Annotated in this window: 11 protein-coding genes and 7 pseudogenes; 12 read left to right on the top strand and 6 right to left on the bottom strand. The window is 60.8% G+C overall.

The features are described from left to right. The first annotated feature begins 102 nt into the window (after positions 1-102). Positions 103-792, top strand: a pseudogene (deoC, locus tag RHM58_RS20755) (deoxyribose-phosphate aldolase). On the opposite strand, the pseudogene RHM58_RS20760 reads toward deoC, so the two are convergent. Continuing rightward, positions 793-1,790, bottom strand: a pseudogene (locus RHM58_RS20760) (NAD(P)H-quinone oxidoreductase). It abuts the pseudogene before it with no gap. Positions 1,791-1,870: 80 nt separating this feature from the next. Further along, positions 1,871-2,089: pseudogene (locus RHM58_RS20765) on the bottom strand (hypothetical protein); the annotation flags it as partial. Positions 2,090-2,187: 98 nt separating this feature from the next. On the opposite strand from RHM58_RS20765, the gene RHM58_RS20770 reads away from it, so the two are divergent. Then, positions 2,188-3,063 carry a LysR family transcriptional regulator gene (locus RHM58_RS20770; protein ID WP_322268036.1) on the top strand — a complete coding sequence of 292 codons (876 nt, stop codon included), beginning with the start codon at positions 2,188-2,190 and terminating at the stop codon, positions 3,061-3,063. Between the two features lie 223 nt (positions 3,064-3,286). On the opposite strand, the gene RHM58_RS20775 is transcribed toward RHM58_RS20770, so the two are convergent. Beyond that, on the bottom strand, positions 3,287-4,009 hold the full coding sequence (locus RHM58_RS20775) for a pirin family protein (RefSeq protein ID WP_201202395.1): 723 nt from the start codon (positions 4,007-4,009) through the stop codon (positions 3,287-3,289). Between the two features lie 327 nt (positions 4,010-4,336). Between RHM58_RS20775 and RHM58_RS20780 the strand changes: the two genes are divergently transcribed. Together RHM58_RS20780 and RHM58_RS20785 are read left to right on the top strand one after the other, a co-directional pair. Then, positions 4,337-5,287 (top strand): GlxA family transcriptional regulator, encoded by a 951-nt coding sequence (locus RHM58_RS20780; protein ID WP_322268037.1) that lies wholly within the window; start codon positions 4,337-4,339, stop codon positions 5,285-5,287. Between the two features lie 185 nt (positions 5,288-5,472). Then, the gene (locus tag RHM58_RS20785) at positions 5,473-6,942 is read left to right on the top strand and encodes an ATP-binding protein (RefSeq protein ID WP_322268038.1); all 1,470 of its coding nucleotides are present in this window, start codon (positions 5,473-5,475) and stop codon (positions 6,940-6,942) included. On the opposite strand, the pseudogene RHM58_RS20790 reads toward RHM58_RS20785, so the two are convergent. After that, a pseudogene (locus tag RHM58_RS20790) lies at positions 6,907-9,741 on the bottom strand (ATP-binding protein). The gene RHM58_RS20785 and the pseudogene RHM58_RS20790 sit on opposite strands and share 36 nt — an antisense overlap. 319 nt (positions 9,742-10,060) lie before the next feature. Between RHM58_RS20790 and RHM58_RS20795 the strand changes: the two are divergent. After that, a complete protein-coding gene (locus tag RHM58_RS20795; protein WP_322268039.1) occupies positions 10,061-10,636 on the top strand; it encodes a flavodoxin family protein in 576 nt (191 codons plus the stop codon). Between the two features lie 31 nt (positions 10,637-10,667). After that, positions 10,668-11,493 (top strand): annotated as a pseudogene (locus RHM58_RS20800) (alpha/beta fold hydrolase). A 324-nt stretch (positions 11,494-11,817) separates the two neighbouring features. On the opposite strand, the gene RHM58_RS20805 reads toward RHM58_RS20800, so the two are convergent. Further along, positions 11,818-12,279: a helix-turn-helix domain-containing protein gene (locus tag RHM58_RS20805; protein WP_201256118.1), complete on the bottom strand. Its 462-nt coding sequence runs from the start codon at positions 12,277-12,279 to the stop codon at positions 11,818-11,820. A 279-nt stretch (positions 12,280-12,558) separates the two neighbouring features. Here RHM58_RS20805 and RHM58_RS20810 point away from each other — a divergent pair. From RHM58_RS20810 to ycaC, 6 genes and pseudogenes are all read left to right on the top strand, one after another. Beyond that, positions 12,559-13,543: pseudogene (locus tag RHM58_RS20810) on the top strand (MBL fold metallo-hydrolase). 248 nt (positions 13,544-13,791) lie between these two features. Then, positions 13,792-14,715 (top strand): LysR family transcriptional regulator, encoded by a 924-nt coding sequence (locus RHM58_RS20815; protein WP_201256120.1) that lies wholly within the window; start codon positions 13,792-13,794, stop codon positions 14,713-14,715. Between the two features lie 414 nt (positions 14,716-15,129). Beyond that, a complete protein-coding gene (locus tag RHM58_RS20820) occupies positions 15,130-15,546 on the top strand; it encodes a DoxX family protein (RefSeq protein WP_201256145.1) in 417 nt (138 codons plus the stop codon). After that, complete coding sequence (locus tag RHM58_RS20825) at positions 15,539-16,162, top strand: antibiotic biosynthesis monooxygenase (RefSeq protein WP_322268040.1); 624 nt, start codon at positions 15,539-15,541, stop codon at positions 16,160-16,162. Before RHM58_RS20820 ends, RHM58_RS20825 begins: the two co-directional genes overlap by 8 nt. Beyond that, positions 16,159-17,997 (top strand): amidohydrolase, encoded by a 1,839-nt coding sequence (locus RHM58_RS20830; RefSeq protein WP_322268041.1) that lies wholly within the window; start codon positions 16,159-16,161, stop codon positions 17,995-17,997. Before RHM58_RS20825 ends, RHM58_RS20830 begins: the two co-directional genes overlap by 4 nt. 69 nt (positions 17,998-18,066) lie before the next feature. Next, positions 18,067-18,693, top strand: coding sequence for an isochorismate family cysteine hydrolase YcaC (ycaC, locus tag RHM58_RS20835; protein ID WP_201256122.1), 627 nt, complete (start codon positions 18,067-18,069; stop codon positions 18,691-18,693). Between the two features lie 193 nt (positions 18,694-18,886). Here the strand turns inward: ycaC and RHM58_RS20840 are convergent. Further along, positions 18,887-20,315: pseudogene (locus tag RHM58_RS20840) on the bottom strand (mechanosensitive ion channel domain-containing protein). Between the last annotated feature and the right edge of the window lie 138 nt (positions 20,316-20,453).

Genomic DNA, 20,453 nt, shown 5'->3' on the forward strand with positions numbered 1-20,453 from the left:
GTTATTTAAGTAACATTAATTGTTAGTTTTGTAACGTTTTTGCGCAAATGATCCTCGATTGTGGCGCAGGGGCATTTGAATATACAAACAGGAGTTTTTGCGATGGCCCATCTCCCACCCCAGGCACTGGCGCAGTACATCGATCACACCTTGTTGGCGCCGGACGCTTCCCGCAAGCAAATCGCCACCCTGTGCCGCGAGGCGGCGGAACATGGCTTCTATTCGGTGTGCGTAAACTCCGGGCAAGTGCCCCATGCTGCGCAGTGTCTGGCGGGGCACAGCGTCAAGGTTTGCGCGGTGGTCGGCTTCCCGCTGGGCGCCGGGCTGAGCGACACCAAGGCCTTCGAAGCCGAGCGGGCGATTGCGGCCGGCGCTGGCGAGATCGACATGGTGTTGAACATCGGTGGATTGAAGGACGGTTTGTACGCCGAAGTTCAGGCCGACATCGCCCTGGTCAAACAAGCCTGCGGCAGTGTGCCGCTGAAAGTCATCCTGGAAACCTGCCTGCTCACCGACGCCGAAAAAGTGAAGGCCTGCGAAATCTGCCGCGATCTGAACGTTGCGTTCGTCAAGACCTCCACCGGCTTCCACCCCGCCGGCGGGGCCACCGTGCGATGACGGTCGCGCCTGATGCGCCGCACGGTGGGTGCAAACATTGGCGTGAAGGCCTCGGGCGGCGTGCGCGATTACCCGACCGCGCTGGCGATGATCGAGGCTGGCGCGACACGCCTTGGCAGCAGCTCAGGCATCGCAATCATCGGTGGCGCCGAGGCGGCGGGTGAAGGCTACTGATCAGTCCATCTGCAACACAATCTTGCCGATATGATCGCCGGCTTCCATCCGCGCGTGAGCCTGTGCGGCGTCGGTGAACGGGTAGACCTTGTCGATCATCGGCAAGCAACGCCCGGCCGACAGTACCGGCCAGACGTATTCGTACAGCCCTTGGGCGATGGCGGCTTTTTCTTCCTTGGTGCGCGAGCGCAGCAGTGAGCCGGTGATGATTGCGCGTTTGGCCATGATCGCGAGCAAGTCGACGTCGTTGGCGTGGGCGCCGCCGAGGAAGCCGAGCATCACCAGTCGGCCTTCCATGGCCAGTGCTGCGACGTTGTTGTTGAAGTACGAGCCGCCCATGATGTCGAGGATCACGTCGGCGCCTTTGCCGGCGGTTTTTTCGGCAATGACCTGGGCGAAATCCTGATCGCGATAGTTGATCGGCCTGGCGCCGAGTTTGCGAATCGCTTCGCATTTTTCCTCGCTGCCGGCGGTGGCGAAGGCCTCTACGCCGAACTCGCGGCAGAGCATCAACGCGGTGGTGCCGATGCCGCTGGTGCCGCCATGAATCAATGCGTGTTGACCTTTGCTGGCGCCGCCCATTTCAAACAGATTGGCCCACACCGTAAAAAGGATTCCGGAATCGCTGCTGCGTGAATCCAGTCCATGTCATCGGGAATCGGCAAGGTCTGGCTGGCCGGGGCAACGCAATATTGCGCATAACCGCCGCCATTGGTCAGCGCACAGACCTTGTCGCCCAGCACAAACTCACTGACCCCTTTGCCGACCGCCACCACTTCACCGGCCACTTCCAGCCCGGGAATCGGGCTCATGCCAGGTTTCATCGGGTACTTGCCGGCACGCTGGATCACATCGGGGCGATTGACCCCGGCGGCGTAGACGCGGATCAGCACTTCACCGGCGGCAACCACCGGCATCGGCACATCCTTCGGTTGCAGGACTTCGGGGCCGCCGGGCTGGGTGATTTCGATCAGGGTCATGGTTTGGGGCAGGTTCATTTTTTGGGTTCCTGTGCAGAAGATCGTTAATAAGTGGGACCGTGTGGTGTTGCTGAAGATCAAAAGATCGCAGCCTCGTTTTACTCGACAGCTCCTACAGGGTGTACGCGATCCAATGTAGGAGCTGGCGCAGCCTGCGATCTTTTGATCTTGGCTATCAGCCGCATCGCCAATTCCAAAACCAATGCAACCACAATGGCCCCACACGCAATCACAAACAACAACGCGTGATGCCCGCCACTGGCATTGAATATCCCTGAATAGGCAAACCCGGTCAGCGCTTGAAACGCGGCGAACGAAGGCTATCTCTGGCGTGCAGCCTATCGGGGATTGCTGCTGCGGTAATGCAGCGATTTCGCGCTACAGTGATGCGTATATGCATCAGTAGGTGAGCCGCATGAATTGGGATGACGCACGGGTGTTTCTGGCGGTTTGCCGAGAGTCGACGCTGCGCGGCGCGGCACGGGTGTTGGGCGTCGATCAGGCCACGGTCGGGCGGCGGGTCACGGCGCTGGAGAAGTCCTTGAGCGCGACGTTGTTCCTGCGCACCTCTGAAGGTTATGCGCTGACGGCGGTGGGTGAAGCGGCGTTGCAGGCCGTGGAGAAAATGGAGGTGTCGGCGTTGGAGCTGGAACGGCAAATCCTCGGCCTCGATGATCGGCTGAGCGGCACGGTGCGGGTCAGCACAACGGACTCGCTGGCCATCGATTTCCTGATCCCGGCGATTGCCCGGTTGCACGACAAACACCCGGATGTGCGGGTGCAACTGGACGCGTCCACGCAAATGATCAGCCTGGCCAAGCGCGAAGCCGACATCGCAGTACGCAACGCGCGGCCGGACAACCCGGACCTGATCGCCCGGCGCATTGCGCGTTGGCCGGTGGGGCTGTTCGCTTCTCAACGCTACGTGGACACCCACGGTGTGCCGGAGCCGGGGTCGGCGTTCGAAGGGCATGACTTGGTGGTGTATCAGCCGTATCTGGCGAGCAACAAGGAGATGACCCTGGTTTCGGAGCCGTTGAGTCGTGGGCGGATTGTTTCGAGTCTTGGCTCAAGTCTGCTGGTGCGGCGATCCATCGCGGCGGGGATCGGGCTCGGCGAGCTTGCGGTGTACATGGGGGAAAGGGATGGGCTGGTCAGGTTGTGGCCAGAACGCACGCGACCGATTCCCTATGACGTGTGGCTGGTGACCCATGCGGATCTGCGGCATACGGCGCGGGTGAGGGCGGTGATTGATGAGATTGTGGCGGGGTTTTCCGGTACGAATGAGTGAAGTCCCGCCAAGTAACGGTCGAGCACATGACCTGTGGCGAGGGAGCTTGCTCCCGCTGGGTCGCGAAGCGGCCCCAAAACCTGCAACCGAGGTGTATCAGGTACACCGAGTGCGATGGATTTGCGACTGCTTCGCAGCCGAACGGGAGCAAGCTCCCTCGCCACAGGAAATGTGCCGGGCTGATAAATATCTGGGGGCACAAAGGCCCCCAGATCATTCACGGTCATGGCATTTCCGGCAATTCCTGCGGCCGCAAATCAAACACCAACACTTCGGCATCCACGCCATTGCTCAAGGTCAGCACCTGTTCTTCGCGAACCCGCACGCCGTCGCCTTCCTGCAACTGCACGCCGTTGAGTTCAACACTCCCACGAGCGACATGCACATAGGCGTAGCGGTTGGCCGCCAGTTCCAGGGTTGCGCTTTCCTTGCCGTCGAACAGACCGGCATACACTCGCGCATCTTGGCGCACCGACAGCGAACCCTTGGCCCCGTCCGGGGAGATGATCAGTTGCAGGCGCCCACGTTTTTTCTGGGTACTGAAGTGCTCTTGCTGATAGCGCGGTTTGGCGCCGCTGACCTCAGGAACGATCCAGATTTGCAGAAAATGCACGCCACGGGTGGCCGAGTGGTTGTACTCGCTGTGGGCCACGCCGCTGCCGGCGCTCATCAACTGCACGTCGCCGGGGCGGATCACCGAACCGGTGCCCAGGGTGTCCTTGTGTTCCAGGGCGCCTTCGAGCACATAGGAGAAAATCTCCATGTCCCGATGCGGGTGCTGGCCAAAGCCTTTGCCGGCTGCCACGCGGTCATCGTTGATCACCAACAGATCGGAAAAACCCTGCTCTTTCGGGTTGCGATAGTTGGCGAAGGAAAAGGTATGGAACGACTTCAACCAACCGTGATTGGCCGCGCCGCGATCCGAGGCTTTGCGAAGGGTCAGCATGATGAAATCTCCTGTCAGGACGTGAATTCGTCCGAGTGAGGAGAAGGTTAATGGTTACTGATCGATGCAATAAGTAGATGAAAACTGAAATACTGTCCCGTTCAGGTTGACAGTTTTGTGCGCGGGGTCACGTATGCATATTTGATACAAAGGCCATAATGCACAGCGAACAAAACCTGTGGGAGCGGGCTTGCTCGCGAAGGCGGCATCACATTCAACATTGTGGGTGCCTGATACACCGCTTTCGCGAGCAAGCCCGCTCCCACAGTGGATCGGTGTTTAACCGACGGGCAGTTCTCTTTTTATAACCTCAGTGATGTCCACTCCATGAAAACCGTGGCAATGGTGCTGTTCCCCAACTTTCTCCTGCTCGACATGGCCGGGCCCATGGAGGTGTTTTCCATCGCCAACCGTTATCTGGAACCGGCCGACCACTATGTGTTGTCGATGATCGGCACCGAGCACGGTCCGTTGCGTGCTTCCAATGGCGTCAGCGTCCAGGCCGACCTGCATATCGATCAGGCCTGCGACGGTTACGACTTGCTGCTGGTGCCGGGCGGTCCCGGTGCCTACAACGAAAAAAGCGAGCCTCTGCTGGCCTGGCTGCGCGGGGCCGTTGCCCGGGCCGAGCGTTATGGCTCGATCTGCACCGGCGCGTTTGTGCTCGGGTATGCCGGGTTGCTGGACGGTTTTCGCGTCACCACTCACTGGCACTACACCGAACGGTTGATCAAAGGCTTCCCCAAGGCAACGGTGCAAACCGATCAAATCTTCGTTGAGGACCGTAACCTGATCACCTCCGGTGGTGTGACGGCTGGCATCGACCTGGCTTTGGCAGTGGTCGCCCAGGACCACGGCAAAAAAGTCGCCCAGGATGTGGCCAAAGTGCTGCTGGTGGTGATGAAACGCCAGGGCGGGCAGGCGCAGTTCAGTCCGCTGATGGCTGCTGTCGCCCCGCACGAAACCCCCATTACCCGAGTACAGAACTACGTACTCGAACACCTCGACGAAGCCTTCAGCATCGAACGCATGGCGAGCCTGGCGAACATGAGTTCGCGGCACTTCGCCCGGCTGTTTGCTCGGGAAGTGAACATGACGCCCATGGAGTTCCTGCAAAGTGCGCGCATTGATCGTGCGCGAAATCTGCTGGAAACCAGCGACGCACCGCTCAAGACCGTGGCCTACAAAAGCGGCTTCGGCAGCGTGCGGCACATGCGTTTTTTGTTTAGTGAAAAGCTCGGTTTGACCCCCGCGCAGTACCGCGAACAGTTCAGCTAGAGCGGTTGTGTCCGTTGTGCGCACCGTGATGTCCGTAATGCTCCCAGTACGGTAGTTGTGTGGTCATCGATGCCTGCCAAGATACCCGTGAACTCTTTGCGATGGAGATGCGGGAGCCTGGATGGGCGTGCTCGACGGACTTTGCAGTACCTTGAGCCGACCAGGTTTTCAGCACGAGAACGTGCATGAACAGCCTCAGAGATTTAACCAGCGATGCGGCGCTGCGGTTCGGCCCCTACGCGTTCCACCCCAACCAACGGCTGATCCTGGACGGTGATCGGGCGCTGCGCATGGGCGGGCGGGCGCTGGACATTTTGCAGGTGCTGGTCGAACGCGCCGGCCACGTCGTCAGTAAGGACGAATTGATCGCCCGGGTCTGGCCGACGTCGGTGGTCGAAGAGATTAACCTGCGCGTACACATCGCGGCTCTGCGCCGGGCCCTCGGTGATGGCCAGAACGGCGAGCGCTACATCGTCAACATTCCGCAGCGCGGCTACAGCTTCATCGCCCCGGTCGAACGTGTGCTGGAAGGCACGCCGGTGTTCATCGACAGCTTGCATAAGCCCCAGCACAATCTGCCGGCACGACTCACATCGATTACCGGTCGAGATTCGATCGTCGGCAGTGTGGTGCGCCAGTTGCCGGTTCGACGGTTCATGACCCTGGTCGGCCCGGCCGGGATCGGCAAGACCACCGTGGCCTTGCGCGTGGCTGAGTTGCTGTTGCAGCACTACCGCGATGGTGTCTGGATCATCGACTTGGCAGCTATCGACGACCCGTCGCAGGTGGTCGATCAATTGCTTCAAACCCTGGAACTCGACGCTGGCCTTGCGCCACGGCATGCGTTGCTGGTGCTCGACAACTGTGAACACCTGCTCGAACGCTGTCGCACCTTGGTCGATGATCTGTTGGCCGCCGCGCCGCGCCTGTCGATCCTGGCCACCAGCCGTGAACCGCTCCAGGCTCTCGGCGAAACCGTGTTGCGGTTGCCGCCCTTGGCGGTGCCGCCAGCCTCGGCATTGCACAATGTGGCCGAAGCCATGGGTTACTCGGCGGTGCAGCTGTTTGTCAGCCGTGCCCGTGCCCGTCAGCAGGGCTTTACTCTGCGCGAGCAAGACCTCAAAGCCGTGCGCGACATCTGTCGGCGGCTCGACGGTTTGCCCTTGGCCATCGAACTGGCCGCCGCGCAGATTGATGCATTGGCGCTGGTCGGGCTGCACGCGCAACTGGACAACTGTTTCCAATTGCTGACCCAGGGCCGCCGCACCGCCGTGCCACGCCATCAGACCCTCAAAGCCGCGCTGGACTGGAGTTACGAACGGCTGAGCCCGCTGGAGCAAACGGTGTGGCAGCGCTTGGCGGTGTTCAAAATGGCCTTCACCCTCGACGCGGTGATTGGCGTGATCAGCTGCGCCTCACTGCCGCCCATGCACCTGTTGGACGTGGTGGAACGACTGGCGCGCAAATCGCTGCTTTCAATAGAGCAGGGCAGTGGCGTGCCCCGTTATCGCTTCCTTCACACCACGCGCACCTATGCCCTGGAGAAACTCGAACACAGCGGCCACCTGCGTGCGCTCGAACTGAGCCATGCGCACTACATCAGCCGCGCGCGCTGGATCTCAGGCGTGCAATTGCCCGGCGAGCTCATCGAGTAAACGCCGGACTTTCGTCAGGTCCGGCGTAGCAAAACCTTCGGTAAATCGCCCATAAATCGGCGCCAGCAACTCATAAGCTCGCTGCGCGTGACCCCGACGCTGCCAAAGTTGCGCCAATGAAGTGGCACTGCGCAGCTCCCAAGCCAGCGCTCCCTGACTTTTCGCCACCGCCAACGCCTCAAGCAGCACCGCCTCCCCCTGTGGGAGCGGGCTTGCTCGCGAAGGCGCCCGCCCAGACAACCCACCTCTAACAAGTTCTCCTCAGCAACCAACGCCTCCCCCGAACCCGAAGAATCTCCGCCGTACTCCAACCCGCCGCGCCGCTTTCAGCACGCGCCAACAACGCGCCATCAACAAAACCACCATCCAGCGTCACCATGATCTCTTTCACTAGCCCGACACCCGCTAGCGAAGGCCCCTCGGCCCCTTCAATCACCTGCGCATACTGCCGCGCCCAGTTATAAAACAGCACCACCGAATGCTTCTGCGCTTGCTCCAGCAACATACGCAAGAGTTCGCGGGCGGTAGCCGTGTCGCCGTTGTAATGGGCGATCAGGCAACCGGACAGCGCCAGGGTGTAGCAGATGGACGTGCCGTGGTTGATCTGGATCGCGATGTCCAGCGCCTGCCGGGCAGTGCGCCAGGCTTGTTCCGGCTGGCCTTGCAGCCAGAGAATCCGCGCCAGAATCGTTAGCGCCGCGACGCTCTGATCGTACTGCACGCCAAAACCGTGGGTGAAGCGGTTGAGGTGGCCGCTTTGGGCCATGCGCTGGATGACTTGCTCGGCATGCTCCCGCGCCTGTTGCTGATCCCCGGAAAAGTGCAGCGCCAGCACGCGCAAACGGTGGGTGCTCAGCGACAACACTGCATCGCCGTGCAGCCCCAATCGGTCGAACTGCTGGCTCTGCTCCAGGGCCATTTGATAGTTGCCGCTGCAGAGATTGACCGCCATGTGCCCGGACACCGCCCGCAACTGACCGGCAACGTCATCGTAACGTTCAGCCAGGGTTCTGGCGCTGACGAAGGCGTCGACGGTTTCGGCGGTGCCGCCCTGGGCGTGGTAACAGGAGCTGCCGAGGGCGAGCTTCAGGGCGATGGTCAGGCGAGGGCAGGGCTCGGCGGCGGCATCGAGCACGCCAAGGCCCGGCGCACGTACACGCCGTGTTCCTTGAGCAGCGAGAGTTCCTGCCACAGCGGCATCGAGCTGGCGGTCAAGCGGATCGCCAGCATCTGCGGCCCGTTCGCGTGCAAGCCCCATTCGAGGGCGGCGCGGATGTCTTCAAGGCCTCGGGCGTAACGTTCGATCCACAGGTGAGTGGGGGTTTGCTCCCAGTCGTCCTGAGCCTGTTGCATCAAGGCCAGGCAGCGTTCGGCATGCCGTTGACGGGTGTCCGACACCTCTGCGGCCAGGTGAAGTTTTTCCAGGGCATAGCTGCGGGTGGTGTCGAGCAGGCGATAGAACACCTCTTCATCGCCCACTTCCACGTTCAGTAACGACTTGGCCACCAGTTGCGTGATCGAGGCAAGCACCAGGTTGGGTTCGATGTGTTCGCCAACGATCACCGCCGCTGCGGATTCCAGCGTGAAACCGCCCTTGAACAGCCCTAATCGACGAAGGCACGTCTGCTCGCAAACACTGAGCAGTTCAAAGCTCCAGTCCAGCGTCGCGCGCAGGGTCTGATGCCGGCCCAGCGTTGTCTGACTTCCTTGGGTCAGCAGGCGAAAACTGCCTTGCAGTTGCGTCAGCAAGCCATTGATGCCGAGGTCGGCGACTTGCGCGGCCGCCAGTTCGATGGCCAACGGAATGCCGTCCAGACGCTGGCAAATTTCAATCGCCAAGGGCAGCTCTTCATCGCTCAGTTCGAAACTGTCGTGGTTGGCCATCGCCCGCTCGACGAACAATTGCAGGGCGGAAAAACTCAAGGTCTGGGCGCGGTCGAGCACGGCGATGGGTGGCGGGCAATCCAGCGATTCCAGGCGTTGCACGTACTCGCCTTCGGCCCGAAGGCTCTCGCGACTGGTGGCCAGAATATGCACCTGCGGTGCGCCACGCAGAATGCCTTCGCACAGCAGCGCAATCTCATCAATCAGGTGTTCGCAGTTGTCGATCACCAGCAGCATCTGCCGTTCCCGCAGGCAGGTCGCCAGGCTATTCATCGGCTCGCCGTCGTGCAGCGCCAGGTCCAGCAGTGTCGCCAGATGCGCAGTGATCATCGCCGGGTCATTGAGTGGCGCGAGGTCCAACAAGCGAATGCCGTCGCGGTAATGACCGATCAGTTGTTCGGCCACCCGCAGGGCCACGGTGGTCTTGCCGATACCGCCGGGGCCGACCAGGGTGATGAAGCGCTGGCGGGCGAGATGTGTCACCAAGCTGTCCACCAGGTGCTGACGCCCGATCAGTCGGGTGCGGCGCACCGGCAGGTTATGTCGGCGCGGTTCGGGGGCCTCGTTGTCGGGGTGCTGCTCGATAGACGCCAGCGAGAACGGCGCCACAAAACTGTAACCGCGCTGAGCCACCGTGACGATGTAGCGCTGGCCGGCCTGACCGTCGCCGAGGGCTTTGCGCAATGCCGCCATGTGCACCCGCAAATTGATGTCTTCGACGACGCTTTTGGGCCACACCTGCGCGATCAATTGCTGCTTGCTGACCACATTCCCGGCGTGCTCCAGCAGGATCAACAAAATATCCATGGCACGTCGACCCAGGCGCAAAGGCTGGTCGCCTTCCAGCACCAGACGTTGTCCCGGGTAGATCCGGTAAGGGCCGAAATGCACGGCCTGATCGGGGGAAAGGGTCAACGGGTTACTCCTGCTTGCATCCGTCTAGTACGCGGTTTCCGAGCATATTCCTCAGGATTGTCCGGCAGTGCAATGAGGGCTCGGCAGACTGTCAGGTATTCGCTGCGACTGTCACGTTCCCTGCACTGCTCGTCACCTCGTATTTATTGGGCGCGAGTGTGACAAAAAGGGCGTTGGGGCATCAGGCGCGGTTTTGTAAATTAACAACGTTTAACTCGTCGAGCATCAGGTCTACGCCCAAAACTCTAGGGCTTCAAGTCCAACGAAGATCTCTGTCTTCGCGCTGTAAAAGGAATGGACACTTCTGGAGGATGCCGGAATGAGCGATGTGGTGGTGGTCTATCACAGTGGCTACGGGCACACCCGAGTCATGGCCGAAGCCGTGGTCCTGGGCGTGGAACGGCATGTGGGCAGCACCTGTCGGCTGATTTCGGTGGAAGACGTGGACACGCAGTGGGAACACTTGCACCGGGCGGACGCGATCATCTTCGGCGCCCCGACCTACATGGGCAGCGCTTCAGCATCCTTCAAAGGCTTCATGGAGGCCACGGCGGCGTTCTACCTGGCCCAGCCCTGGCGCGACAAACTCGCTGCAGGGTTCACCAATTCCGGCTGCCTGTGCGGCGACAAGCTCAACACTTTGCTGCAGATGGCCGTGTTCGCCGCCCAGCATTCGATGATCTGGGTCGGCCTCGACGTGCTGCCGGCGCGCAGCAGCACCGGGCTGTTCGACGGGCAACTCAATCGCCTGGGCAGTTCGCTGGGCGCCATGGCCCAGTCAAATGTCGAACAGTCTCCCGACGACGCACCGCCACCCGAAGACCGTTGCACCGCCGCGCACTTGGGCGAGCGGGTCGCGCGGCTGGCCGAACGTCTGCATCACTCACCGATTTGATCCCCCAAACACCCCCAAAGGAGTACGCCTCATGAGCACATTCACCACCCGCGACGGTACCGAGATCTACTACACCGACCAGGGCGACAGGACAGCCGGTCCTCCTCAGCCACGGCTGGCCGCTGAATGCCGATAGTTGGGAATCGCAGATGATCTTTCTTGCGTCCAAAGGCTATCGGGTCATCGCCCACGACCGTCGTGGCCATGGCCGCTCCAGCCAACCGTGGACCGGCAACGACATGGACACCTACGCCGACGACCTGGCGCAGTTGATCGAACTGCTGGACCTGAAAAACGCCGTGCTGTTCGGCTTCTCCACCGGCGGTGGTGAAGTGGCGCGCTATATCGGTCGTCACGGCACTGGCCGGGTCGCAAAAGCCGGGCTGATTTCCTCGGTGCCGCCGCTGATGCTCAAGACCGAAGCCAACCCCGGCGGCCTGCCTCTGGAAGTGTTTGATGGTATTCGTCAGGCCTCTTTGGTGGACCGTTCGCAGCTCTACATCGACCTCGCCAGCGGGCCGTTCTTCGGCTTCAATAAACCGGGCGCCAAACCGTCACAGGGCATGATCGACTGGTTCTGGCTGCAAGGCATGACCTCCGGCCACAAGAATGCCTATGACTGCATCAAGGCTTTCTCGGAAACCGACTTCACCGAAGACCTGAAGAAGTTCGACGTGCCGACGCTGGTGGTGCACGGCGATGCGGATCAGGTGGTGCCGATTGAGGCGGCGGGGATTGCCTCGGCCCGGCTGGTCAAGGGCTCGACGCTGAAGGTTTATCCGGGCGCGCCGCATGGCTTGACCGATACCCACAAGGACCAACTCAACGAAGATCTGCTGGCGTTCCTTAAGGGCTGATCAAGGAAAAAACTGTGGGAGCGGGCTTGCTCGCGAAAGCGGTGTGGCATTCAACATTGATGTTGGCTGACACGACGCCTTCGCGAGTAAGCCCGCTCCCACATACACGGTGTTCACAGCATTACGAATGCACGCATAACCCTGTAGGAGCACGGCTTGCCGGCGATGGCGTCCTTGAGATCGCCTCAAAGCCTGATCAAACACAAATCAAAACTGTGGGAGCGAGCTTGCTCGCGATAGCGGTGTGTCAGTCAACCAATGTGTTGAATATGACGGCGCTATCGCGAGCAAGCTCGCTCCCACAAGGAACTGTGTTCACTGGATTTACGGATGTACGCATAACCCTGTAGGAGCTACCGAAGGCTGCGATCTTTTGCGGTTAAACACAGGGGAACGCACCACCTGACACCGCCACGCAAACGGCGTGATGCCTTCGCTGCGGGTGAAGATGTGGCAGAAGTGCGCTTGGTCGCAGAAGCCACATTCCAGGCTGATTTGCGTCAGGGTCAGGTCGGTGTCGCGGATCAGTTGCTTGGCCCGCTCGATCCGCTGGCAGCGAATCCAGTCCTGCGGCGAGAGGCCGGTGCTGCACTTGAACGCCCGGGAAAAATGACTGCGTGACAGCGCGCAGGCCTTGGCCAGTTCGGTCACTTCCAAGGAGTCGCTCAGGCCTTCGAGAATCAGTTGCTTGACCAGGTTTTCGCGCCAGGGCGCGAGGCCGCCGGTGGTGGTTTTTTGCACTGGCGTGACGGACGCCCTGACGGCGTTGAACTGAACGTGAGCCATGACAAATATCCGTGTCGGTGGGAATGCGCGGGCGCACTGCACGGTGGATCAGCACCTTCCTTATTTAGGAAAGCAGGTCTGTGCAGAGGACTTCATTTTTGGCCGCGAGGCGTTGGCAGGCGAGTTAAACGTTGTTAATTCCACGCCCGGTTCGGGATGGAGAAACCGCGCTAACTCAGCACATCGCTGCAAGTGTGCGAAGGTTGGGTCGGTGCAAGATGGGGGACGTATGGCGCGCCTTGGCAGGTCGCTTTCCTTGAAGACATCAAAGGTGAAGGCATGAAGCATTCTCTGGTTTGCACACTGGGCCTGGCGGTTGCGCTGGCATCCGGTATTTCCATGGCGGCGGCACCGGCTCAGGTCGGCACCCAGGCACCGGGTTACTTCCGTTTGGCAGTGGGCGATTACGAAGTCACCGCACTGTTCGACGGCTACAACGACCTGTCGCCGAAACTGCTCAAGGGCCTGAGCCAAAGTCAGATCCGCGCACTGTTGGCCCGTCGCTCGATTGAAACGCCCGGCGTGCAAACAGCGTTCAACGCGTTTCTGATCAACACGGGCAAGCAACTGATCCTGGTGGACACCGGGGCAGGGCAGTGCATCGGCGCCACGGCCGGCATGCTCTCGGACAATATGAAAGCCGCCGGTTATCAGCCAGACCAGGTCGACACGATCCTGCTCACCCACCTGCACCTGGACCACGTCTGCGGCCTGGTCGACGGCCAGCAAAAACCGGTCTTCGCCAACGCCACGGTCTACGCCGCCAAGGCTGAGGCCGATTATTGGCTCGACCCGCAAGCCATCGCCAAAGCACCCGAAGGCGCCAAGCCGTATTTCAAAATCGCCCAGGATTCGACCGCTCCGTACGTCGCGGCGGGCCGCTTCGAAAACCTTCGACGCCGGCCAGTCGCCGGTGCCGGGTGTCGAGGCCACGCTGGAAGCCGGGCACACGCCGGGCAGCACCACCTACCGCTTCACCTCTAACGGCCAGAGCATTTTGTTCATGGGCGATTTGGTGCATAACCTGGCGGTGCAATTCCTGCATCCCGAAGTGTCGATCGGTTTTGACGTCAATAGTCAGCAGGCGATCAAGAGCCGCAACCAGGTCTTCACCGATGCGGCCGCCAGCAAAACCTGGGTCACGGCCGCGCACCTGCCGTTTCCGGGCATCGGTCATATCGCCGCCGAGGGCAAGCATTTCCAATGGGTGCCGGTGGAATACGGCCCATACAAACGAGCGGCGAAAGTGCCGTTGATTGAGTAGAGTTCTGGCACTGTGCTTAGGCAAGGAAGAACACAAAATCTGTGATGAGGGGATTGCCCTTAAGCCAAAGAACGATGAGTAACCTGTGGCGAGGGAGCTTGCTCCCGCTTGAGTGCGCACCACTCACAAAATCGGCATTGCTGCGAAAATTTTGGGGCCGCTGCGCAGCCCAGCGGGAGCAAGCTCCCTCGCCACAGGGTTTTGCAGTGACTGCCTGGACTGGCTCAAAACACAAAGGACCCACCCTGATGAATCGTAACGACCTGCGCCGCGTCGACATGAACCTGCTGGTGATTTTCGAAGCCCTGATGTTCGAAAAGAACCTGACCCGGGTCGCCGAAAAACTCTTCATGGGCCAACCGGCCGTGAGTGCTGCGCTGGGGCGTTTGCGTGATCTGTTCGACGACCCATTGCTGCTACGCAACGGTCGCGGCATGGAGCCGACGGCGCGGGCGCTGGCGATTCTCAAGGAACTGCAACCGGCGATGGACGTCATCTCCGGGGCGGTCAGCCGCGCCAAGGAATTCGAACCGGCCAGCAGTTGCGACGTGTTTCGCATCGGACTGTCGGACGACGCCGAGTTCGGTCTGTTTCCACCGTTATTGAGTCAGTTGCGGGAAGAGGCCCCAGGCATCATCGTTGTCGTGCGCCGGGCCAACTACCTGCTGATGCCGGCGCTGCTGGCATCCGGGGAAATCTCCGTGGGCGTCAGCTACACCACCGATTTACCGGCCAATGCCAAGCGCAAGAAACTGCGGGACATCCCCTGCAAAGTCCTGCGCGGGGATAATCGGCCTGGCCCAATGACCCTGGACGAATACTGCGAACGGCCGCATGCGATGGTGTCGTTTTCCGGGGACTTGAGCGGCAACATTGACCTCGACCTGGCCAAGATCGGCCGCCACCGCCGCGTGGTGCTGGGCGTGCCGCAGTTCAGCGGTTTGCGCGCATTGCTTGCCGGTACGGAAATGATCGCCACCGTGCCCGATTACGCCGCGTGTGCCTTGGTCGAAGGCTGTGCGTTGCGCGCCGAAGACCCGCCGTTCCACATCGAAGCCGCGCAATTGTCGATGGCCTGGAGCGGCGTGCACGACAACGACCCAGCGGAGAAATGGTTGCGGTCGCGGATCAGTCAGTTCATGTCCGAACCGCTCAATATCCAGACCTCATAACCCCAGACCAACACCCGATCCAATGAGGGAGCAACTGTCATGGTGGTTTTTATTTTGGAGACTTTTCAAAAGACAACCGGGTATCCACGGTTTCAATCCGTGTGATTTTCAACAACCGCGCCACAGGTTTTGTACAGGCCCAGGACATTCGGACAGAAGATCCAATGTGGGAGCGGGCTTGCTCGCGAAGACGGAGTGTCAGCCAGCATAGATATTGAATGACCCACCGCATTCGCGAGCAAGCCCGCTCCCACAGGGGATCGGTGTTCAAGCAAGGATCTGTGGTGGGCTTCATGCAGGAGACCACCCGCAAAAAGAGCACGTACATCCAATTTTTCCCCACCTGACCCCGGCACTCTCTCATCAAGTGCCGGCGAAGCCATGCCGGCCATTTATCAATTGCGCAGGTACGCCATGAACGCAGCGGAATGGGATGAATGGGCTCGGGACCTTGGACTGTTGTTTCTGCGGGTCAGCGGCGGGTTGTTTTTGCTGTGGGTGCATGGCTTGCCGAAGCTGCTGGACTACAGCGCGCAACTGCAACAGATCGAAGATCCGTTCCACCTCGGTGCCAACCTGACGCTGATCCTGGCGATCTTCGCCGAGGTGCTGTGCCCGCTGCTGATCGTCGCCGGGGTGCTGGTGCGTTTGGCGTGCTTGCCTATTCTGTGTGTGCTGCTGGTGGCGCTGTTGATTGTGCATCCGCAATGGAGCCTGTTCGAAGGGCAGTTCGGCTGGCTGCTGTTGATTGTGTTCACCAGCATCCTTATCGCCGGGCCGGGACGGCTGGCGCTCAATGATCGTTTCGCCGGAGTCTTTCGTTATGCCTGATGCCAACCACGCCGACGCTGCAAAACAGGGTTTCGAGGAAGTCGTGACCCTGATCGTCAAGCACCGGGTCAAGGCCGGTTTCGAGGCGCCTTACGAAGCCTGGCTGCGCAACATCGTGCGCATCGCCGGGCAGCGTGAAGGGCACTTGGGCGTGGACGTGGTGCGCGGCAAGAACGCCGGCCTCGACACCTACACCTGCGTGCTGCGCTTTTGCTCCACCGAAGCGATGCAACTGTGGCTCGACTCGCCGCAACGCCTGGAACTGGTCAACGAAGCCACACCTATGCTGGCTGACGGCGACCAGACCGAGGTCAACCCGGTCAATGAGTTCTGGTTCTCGCCACTGGCCGACGCCGCCTCGCCACCGCCGCGCTGGAAGCAGGCCGTGATCACTTTGCTGGTGATTTTGCCGCACACCTTGCTGGTGCCGCTGATCTGGGGGCCGCTGCTCAAGCTCAACGCCTTCCTGTCCAACTACGTGGTCGCCACTTTCCTGATCACCGTGACCATCGTGGTTTCGGTGGTGTACCTGTTCATGCCTCGGGCGACGCGCCTGTTCGCGCCGTGGCTGACAGCCGACACGTCACATTCCCATCTGCCTGAGGAACCGCGATGAACGCCGATCTGATTTTATTCAATGGCCAATTCCACACCGTCGACCGCGAGAAGCCGTTGGCCAGCGCGGTGGCAATCAAGGACGGGCGCTTTGTCGCGGTCGGTAACGACGGCGAAGCCATGGCCCTGCGCGGTTCGGGGACGCAGGTCATCGACCTCAAGGGCCGCTGCGTCATTCCCGGCCTAAACGACTCGCACTTGCACCTGATTCGTGGCGGCTTGAACTACAACCTCGAACTGCGCTGGGAAGGCGTACCTTCGTTGGTCGATGCCCTGCGCATGCTCAAGGATCAAGCCGACCGCACACCAACGCCGCAATGGGTGCGGGTGGTCGGTGGCTGGAACGAATTCCAGTTCGCCGAAAAACGCATGCCGACCCTCGAAGAACTCAACCAGGCTGCCCCGGACACCCCGGTATTTGTGCTGCACCTCTACGACCGCGCCTTGCTCAACCGCGCCGCCCTGCGTGTCGCCGGTTACACCCGCGACACGCCGAACCCGCCCGGCGGCGAAATCGTGCGTGATGCCAACGGTAACCCGACCGGCATGCTGGTCGCCCGTCCAAACGCGATGATTCTCTACTCGACGCTGGCCAAAGGGCCGAAGTTGCCGCTGGAATATCAGGTCAACTCGACCCGCCAATTCATGCGTGAACTCAATCGCCTCGGCTTGACCAGCGCCATCGATGCCGGCGGCGGTTTCCAGAATTATCCGGACGATTATCAGGTGATCGAGCAGTTGGCCAAGGATCAGCAACTGACGATCCGTATTGCCTACAACTTGTTCACCCAGAAGCCCAAGGAAGAGCTCAGCGACTTCAAGAACTGGACGTCGAGCGTGACCCTGCACCAGGGCGACGACTACCTGCGGCACAACGGCGCCGGGGAAATGCTGGTGTTCTCGGCAGCGGATTTCGAGGACTTCCTCGAACCGCGCCCGGACCTGCCGCAAACCATGGAAGACGAGCTGGAGCCGGTGGTTCGCCACTTGGTCGAGCAGCGTTGGCCGTTCCGTTTGCACGCGACCTACAACGAATCCATCAGCCGCATGCTCGACGTGTTCGAGAAGGTCAACCGTGACATTCCGTTCAACGGTTTGCCGTGGTTTTTCGACCACGCCGAAACCATTACCCCGCAGAACATCGAGCGGGTGAGGGCGCTGGGGGGCGGTATTGCAATTCAGGACCGGATGGCGTTCCAGGGCGAATATTTCGTCGAGCGTTACGGTGCCAAAGCCGCCGAAGCGACCCCGCCGATCAAGCGCATGTTGGCCGAAGGCCTACCGGTCGGCGCCGGCACCGACGCCACGCGGGTATCGAGCTACAACCCCTGGACTTCGCTGTACTGGATGGTCAGCGGCCGCACCGTTGGCGGCCTGGAGCTACACGCCGAAGGCCTGTCGCGGCTGACCGCGCTGGAGCTGTTCACCCACGGCAGCGCCTGGTTCTCGTCCGAGCAGGGCAAGAAAGGCCAGATCAAGGTCGGCCAATTGGCAGACGTTGCGGCCCTGAGCGCCGACTTCTTCAGCGTCGATGAAGAAGCGATCAAGTGGATCGAGTCGGTGTTGACCGTGGTTGGCGGCAAAGTGGTGTATGCCGCCGGGGACTTCGAAAAACTTGGCCCGGCCAGCGTGCCGGTACTGCCGGACTGGTCGCCGGTGGTGAAAGTCCCGGGTCACTGGCGCCCGACCTCGCCGATGCAGGCTCAGGTTCACCATTGCAGCGGGCCGTGCGGCGTGCATTCCCACAGCCATGAAAAGGCGCGCTTGTCGAATGCGCCGGTGAGCGATTTTGCGGGTTTCTGGGGCGCCTTTGGCTGCTCGTGCTTTGCCTTCTGACGAACATAAAAGAGCGCCGGCCCAACGTGCCGGCGCCATAAGCACCATCCCACTACCGAGGAGTTTCATATGAGCAACGTTCCGTACAAACGTCTGAACAAAGATGACGCGGTGGTCTTGCTGGTCGACCACCAGACTGGCCTGATCTCGCTGGTGCAGGATTTCTCGCCCAACGAATTCAAGAACAACGTGCTGGCCCTCGCGGACCTCGCCAAGTTCTTCAAACTGCCGACCATCCTCACCACCAGCTTCGAAAACGGCCCGAACGGCCCGATGGTGCCGGAGCTCAAGGAACTGTTCCCGGACGCGCCGTACATCCCGCGTCCAGGCCAGATCAACGCTTGGGACAACGCAGACTTCGTCAAAGCCGTTAAAGACACTGGCCGCAAGCAGTTGATCATTGCCGGTGTGGTGACGGATGTGTGCGTGACGTTCCCAACCTTGTCGGCCCTGGCCGAAGGCTTCGAAGTGTTTGTGGTGACTGACGCTTCGGGCACTTTCAACGAAACCGTGCAACAAGCCGCTTGGGCGCGTATGTCGGCGGCCGGTGCACAACTGGTCAACTGGTTCTCGGTAGCGTGCGAGCTGCAAGGCGACTGGCGCAACGACATGGAAGGCCTGGCGAACCTGCTGTCGCCGCGCATTCCGAACTATCGCAACCTGATGAACAGCTATTCGGTGTTGACCTCGAAATAAGTTTCGCCGCGCACAAAAATGCCCGCCATTGTGCGGGCATTTTTCTATCTGACACACAACACCCCTGTGGCGAGGGAGCTTGCTCCCGCTGGGCTGCGCAGCAGACCCAAAAATCTTTACTATCAGTCCCCATTTTTGGGAGTGCTTCGCCCTCCAGCGGGAGCAAGCTCCCTCGCCACAAAAGCGCGGTGCATCAATGCTTTTGCAGCCACCCCAGAAAACCTCCTTTCTTGATCGGCACCGGTTTAGCCATCAACGCCAACTGACTGTTCTGCTGCCGAACCGCCTGCAACTTATTCAACGCCTGTCCAACCGCGCCACGCTGCTCCATGCAATCGCGGGTCAGGGCTTTGTCGATCCGATAAATGATGCTCGACGTCAACGCCGTAAAGCAGGCCTGGGACGGTGTGTCGGTGAGGATGCTCTGTTCGCCCATGACTTCGCTCGGCCCCATGCGTCCGGCTTCGGTTTGCCCGGTGCCGTCGGGCACGGTGGCGCTGACCACGCCGGTGGCGATGACAAAAAGACTGTCCGGCACTTCATTCAACTCCAGCACCACCTGACCTGCCGCGTATTGCTGCGGGACCATCGCTTGAGCCAGTCGATCACGTTCGTCCTCGCTCAGTGAACGGAAGATTTTCACTTCATCCAGCAACGCCCGCGCCCGGGTCGAAGGCTCGATCACGCCATCGAGCTGCCGGGAAATACCCGCCGCTTCCAGGTGCCGATGGGCCAGGTCAAACAGTTGATTGCGCACTTCACCTTTCTTGCCCAACTCGGCGATAAATCCGCTGGCTACATACTCGGACATGGTTTCGCCAGCCTCTTTCAACAGCGCTTTCGGCGCCGGGTTGAGCAGCAACGTGCTGCTGCCCTGAAGCGTACGATCCAGCGCATCCAGCACCCGACGCGGGCGGATGTGGTTTGGCACTTGAATGCTGATCGACACGCCGTGCATGTTGCTCGGTCGACTCAGGTTGACGATCTTTGCCTTGGCCGCCACCGAGTTCGGCACCACGGCGGTTGTGCCGGCGCTGGTGAGCAAATGGGTGGCGCGCCAGTCGATGTCGAGCACCTTGCCCTCAACACCGTCGATCACCACAAAGTCATCCACCTGATACGGCTTGGTGGTATTGAGCACGATCCCGGAAAACACATCGCTCAAGGTGCTCTGCAACGCCAGACCGACCACGATCGCCACCACCCCGGAAGTCGCCAGCAGCCCTTTGACCGGGAGCTCCAGTACATAACCGGCAGCGGCAACGATCGCGACCAGAAACACCAACGCGCCGATGACATCCTGCAACAACCGACCGCTGTGACCGATGCGGCGCATCAGCACCAGGCCGATGACTTCGGTGAGTACTCGCGCGGCGTACAGCCACCAGAGAATCCCCAGCGCTGTAGCCCCGAGTTGCGCCACACGGTCGTCGGCGAATATCGGTGCCTGTAATGGGCTGACACCGGCATTGATGATGACCGCGCTGAAGATCAGGAACAGCGGCAGCGCGAGCGCCGATGCGGGTGACGCGGTGCTGGATCGGCGCGAGGTGCCAGAGCAGGGCGTCGATCACCAGCAGCAGGGCGCTCCAGGACAGGGGGTGACCGTAGATGAGGGACATGGGCGAACTCCGGAAATGTCGGCGTGGCGCAAAAAAGATCGCAGCCTCCGGCAGCTCCAACAGGTATTGGTTTTGGGTTCAGAAGCAGTGGCTGTCGCTGCACCATGGACACAGATTAATGGGGTGCCATAAACGGAA

It is taken from the genome of Pseudomonas sp. 10S4, assembly GCF_034344865.1.
Classification (GTDB): domain Bacteria; phylum Pseudomonadota; class Gammaproteobacteria; order Pseudomonadales; family Pseudomonadaceae; genus Aquipseudomonas.

Bases quoted from the DNA above. Each gene is read 5' to 3' on its own strand.
- RHM58_RS20770 (WP_322268036.1), top strand. From the start codon at position 2,188: ATGAATTGGGATGACGCACGGGTGTTTCTGGCGGTTTGCCGAGAGTCG.
- RHM58_RS20775 (WP_201202395.1), bottom strand. From the start codon at position 4,009: ATGCTGACCCTTCGCAAAGCCTCGGATCGCGGCGCGGCCAATCACGGT.
- RHM58_RS20780 (WP_322268037.1), top strand. From the start codon at position 4,337: ATGAAAACCGTGGCAATGGTGCTGTTCCCCAACTTTCTCCTGCTCGAC.
- RHM58_RS20785 (WP_322268038.1), top strand. From the start codon at position 5,473: ATGAACAGCCTCAGAGATTTAACCAGCGATGCGGCGCTGCGGTTCGGC.
- RHM58_RS20795 (WP_322268039.1), top strand. From the start codon at position 10,061: ATGAGCGATGTGGTGGTGGTCTATCACAGTGGCTACGGGCACACCCGA.
- RHM58_RS20805 (WP_201256118.1), bottom strand. From the start codon at position 12,279: ATGGCTCACGTTCAGTTCAACGCCGTCAGGGCGTCCGTCACGCCAGTG.
- RHM58_RS20815 (WP_201256120.1), top strand. From the start codon at position 13,792: ATGAATCGTAACGACCTGCGCCGCGTCGACATGAACCTGCTGGTGATT.
- RHM58_RS20820 (WP_201256145.1), top strand. From the start codon at position 15,130: ATGAACGCAGCGGAATGGGATGAATGGGCTCGGGACCTTGGACTGTTG.
- RHM58_RS20825 (WP_322268040.1), top strand. From the start codon at position 15,539: ATGCCTGATGCCAACCACGCCGACGCTGCAAAACAGGGTTTCGAGGAA.
- RHM58_RS20830 (WP_322268041.1), top strand. From the start codon at position 16,159: ATGAACGCCGATCTGATTTTATTCAATGGCCAATTCCACACCGTCGAC.
- ycaC (WP_201256122.1), top strand. From the start codon at position 18,067: ATGAGCAACGTTCCGTACAAACGTCTGAACAAAGATGACGCGGTGGTC.